Source organism: Roseitalea sp. MMSF_3546 (genome assembly GCF_030732865.1).
Classification (GTDB): Bacteria; Pseudomonadota; Alphaproteobacteria; order Rhizobiales; family Rhizobiaceae; genus Roseitalea.
Genome location: NZ_JASHKB010000056.1, coordinates 1 through 3,626, shown reverse-complemented (window position 1 = coordinate 3,626; position 3,626 = coordinate 1). Strand labels below are relative to the sequence as shown.

Genomic DNA, 3,626 nt, shown 5'->3' with positions numbered 1-3,626 from the left:
GCACAACCGCAGGGAGGGGGTCAAACTTGGATGCCGATCTCCCCACTCAGGGGGTCACTTTTGCGCGCCGATCTACAGGCGAAGGCGGCGATCTCCTCGGGGCGGCCGGCTTGACCTGTGAAGCCGAGAAGATAACCCGGCACGCGCTTCAATCGCTCTTCCAAAGGCTCGCTCAATTCGACGGCGTTGTAGCCGATCTGCATGTAATAGAGGATGCGTGCGCGCACCTCGGCCTCGTCCGACGGGTAGTCGTGACGCTCGAACATTGCCTGAATCGCTGCCATGCGCGTTGCGTCGGCCCGGTCGACGATCCGGCGCACGGCGCCCGATTGCCTCGACCACTGGCGCACGGCCGAGTCGAGCTGGACGTTGAAGTTCTCGCTGTCAATGAAACAGCAGAACAGGTTGCACACCCCTTCGGTGATCGTCGCCGAGGGCAGCGCGCACTGTGCGACGAGCGACTGCGTGTTGGTGTCCTCCCAGTGCTTCAGAAGCCCATCGAGGAGATCCCGGCGGCTCTTGAAATACCAGTAGAAACTCGACCGCGAGACCTGAAGGCGCTCGCTTATGCTCAGTACCTTCACCTTGTCCACCCCGTCGGACACGAGCAGGTCCAGAGCCGTATTGAGCCAGTCCTGACGGGTGACCTTGACGTTGCCGGGCAGCGACGTGTCGTCGGGTCGCAGCGATACAATCTCGGCTTTTTTCACGGTGTCTTCCTCGTCGGGTCGATTACAGGCGCATCGCCCTGCTTTCGGGGTCGTAGGGTGATGGCGGTATCACGCGAGCAGCACGTCTCTCGCCGACGACATGAACCGACAAATCGGTACCGATTGCGCTGTGCTCGGGTGCGACCAGCGCTATCGCCAGCGACTTGCGCAGCGTATGCCCGAATCCGCCCGAGGTCACGAAGCCGGCCTTGACGCCGTTCGACCAGACCGGCTCGAAGCCGCTGGCGTCGGCGTCGTCCGCATCGATCTCCAGTGTCACCTGGAGCCTGTCCGAGCCATTGCCGTCGCGTTCGGCAAGCACGGCCTCCCTGCCGACGAAGTGCGGCTTGTTCCAGTCAATCCAGCGGTCCATGCCGGTCATGCCGGGCGTGTAGTCCTGGGTGAATTCGGCCGACCAGATGCCAAAGCTCTTCTCCAGCCTGAGACTGAGCAGGGCGTTATAGCCATATTCGCGGATGCCCAGATCAGCGCCCACGTCCAGCAGCATCCGACGAAGGGCGATGTGCTCGGCAGCTCCACAATGGATTTCGTAGCCCAGCTCGCCGGTCACCGACAGCCGCCCGACCCTGGCGCGGATCAGCCCGATGTCGAGCTTGGCGCAGCCCATGAAGGGCAGCGCCGCCGGGCCGACATCCTGATGGGTCAGCCGCGCAAGCACCTCGCGCGAGCGCGGCCCCGACAGCGAGAACCCGACCGCGTGGTCGGCGATGTCTCGCACGCTGACGCCATCTTCCATATGGTCCGCGAACCAGCGCATGTGCCATTCGCGCAGATAATAGCTGCCCATGATCCACCAGGTGCCGTCGCCCCAGTTGAAAACGGTCAGATCGCCCTTGAGCTTGCCGGCCGGCGACAGCATCGGCGCCAGCCGCGCCCGACCGGGCTTCGGCAGCCGGCTCGCCACCATGCGGTCGAGCCATCGCTCGGCATTGGGTCCGCTCACCTCGAACCGTGAGAAACCGGAAATGTCGAGCAGGCCGACCGCCTCGCGCACCGCCCGGCATTCCTCGCCAACAATGTCATGGGCGTTGGAGCGCCTGAGCGTCGGCTCTTCGGTGAATCCCTTCGGGCCGAAATAGAGCGGAACTTCCAGCCCCCACGAGCAGCCCCATTGCGCGCCGGCCTTTGTCATCGCGTCATGGGCGGGCGCCATCTTGAGCGGCCGGCCGGCCGGCAGTTGCTCGTTGGGATAGGTCATGACGAAGCGTCGCGCATAGAACTGGCCGGTCGTCTGCCGGATATAGTCGCGGTTGGAGGCAAAATCGCCGTAGCGGGCAATGTCCATCGACCAAGCATCGGTCTCCGGCTCGCCATGGATCATCCATTCGGCGAGCGTCTTGCCGACGCCGCCGCCCTGAAGGAAGCCGGCCATCACACCGCAGGCAAGCCAGTAGCCGGGCAAACCGCGCACCGGGCCGACCAGCGGGTTGCCGTCCGGCGAGAAGGTGAAGGCGCCGTTGACCCAGTTGCGGACGCCTGCCTCGCGCAGACACGGGTAGCGGGCAAAGCCCATTTCCAGTTCGTCGGAAATGCGGTCGATGTCCTCCTGCAGCAGTTCGATGCCGTAATCCCACGGCGCGCCATCCATCATCCAGTGCTGCGGATTGGTCTCGTAGACCCCCAGCAAGATGCCCTTCTGGTCCTGACGCATGTAGGTGAAACCTTCGAGGTCGACGACCAGCGGCAGTTCGAAGTCGAGCGCGGCCACTTCGGGCACGGTCTCGGTAAGCAGGTAGTGATGTTCGAGCGGCGAGACCGGCAGGTCGAGCCCGACCATGCGGCCGACCTGCTTGGCCCACAGACCGCCGGCATTGACGACATGCTCGGCGACGATGGTGCCCTTCTCGGTGACAACGTCCCAGCCACCCCCGGCGCGCGGGTTGAGTTCGACGACCCGGTTGTGCTCGACGATCTCGGCGCCGCGTTTTCGGGCAGCGCGGGCATAGGCCTGAACGGTGCCGGTCGTGTCCAGGTAGCCTTCCCGGTCGGCCCACAGGCCGCCGATCACGTCGGTGGTATCGATGATCGGGCAGGCCGCCTTGATTTCGTCCGGCGTCATCAGCCGGCAATCATCGATACCGATGCTCTGGAAAACGCGGTAGGCCGATTGAAGCCACTCCCAGCGCGCCGGCGCCGAGGCGACCGAGATGCCGCCCGTCATGTGAAGGCCGATCTCCTGTCCGCTCTCCTGCTCGATTTCCTTGAACAGGTCGATCGTGTAGGCCTGCAACGCGGCCATGTTGGGATCGGCGTTGAGCGCGTGGAAACCGCCCGCCGCATGCCATGACGAGCCCGCGGTCAGCACCGACCGTTCGATGAGGGCGATGTCGGTCCAGCCGTATCTGGCCAGATGGTAGAGCACCGATGCGCCGACAACGCCGCCGCCGATGAGCACCGCGCGATAGTGCGATTTCATGCGCTTCTCCGGATCGTGCGAATACGGGTCTAGACCGAACTGGACAGTCTTGTCCAGAAGGCAGGCGACTGCCGCTGTGGCCATCCCCGCGTCTGGGGTCCGAACGGTCCCGCGCGCCGGGCGGCGCGACCGGCCTGCGCCGTGGATGCTTTTGCGGGCACGGACAAGGTCTTGGACCGGGCGGGCAATCCTTCACCGATGCGACTGGCTTGGCGGGGTCCATCCCTGATGCCGCCGCCCGGCCAGCGCGGCACGCGTCCGGACGATCACGAGGAGGAGCCTTTCATCACCGCGCACGCAGGGCGTCAGCGAGTCGTCATGCCGGGGCAGGTTCGGTTTGAGGTTTTGTCGGCAACCGGATACACGGGGAGCTCAACGCAGATCGTCGGGCAATAGCTCATCCGGCATGTTCTGGTAGCACACCGGGCGCAGCCAGCGCCGGATCGACAGCGTGCCGACCGATGTGTGGCCGAAATTGG

The 3,626-nt window shown here is 64.9% G+C and carries 2 protein-coding genes; both read right to left on the bottom strand.

Features of this window, described 5'->3' with window-relative positions; translation table 11 throughout:
- Nucleotides 1–20 precede the first annotated feature (20 nt).
- Entirely contained in the window at nt 21–710 is a 690-nt protein-coding gene (locus RBB34_RS19745) for a TetR/AcrR family transcriptional regulator (protein ID WP_306120957.1), read from the bottom strand.
- 22 nt (nt 711–732) lie between these two features.
- Nucleotides 733–3,147, bottom strand: coding sequence for an FAD-dependent oxidoreductase (locus tag RBB34_RS19740; RefSeq protein WP_306120958.1), 2,415 nt, complete (start codon nt 3,145–3,147; stop codon nt 733–735).
- Between the last annotated feature and the right edge of the window lie 479 nt (nt 3,148–3,626).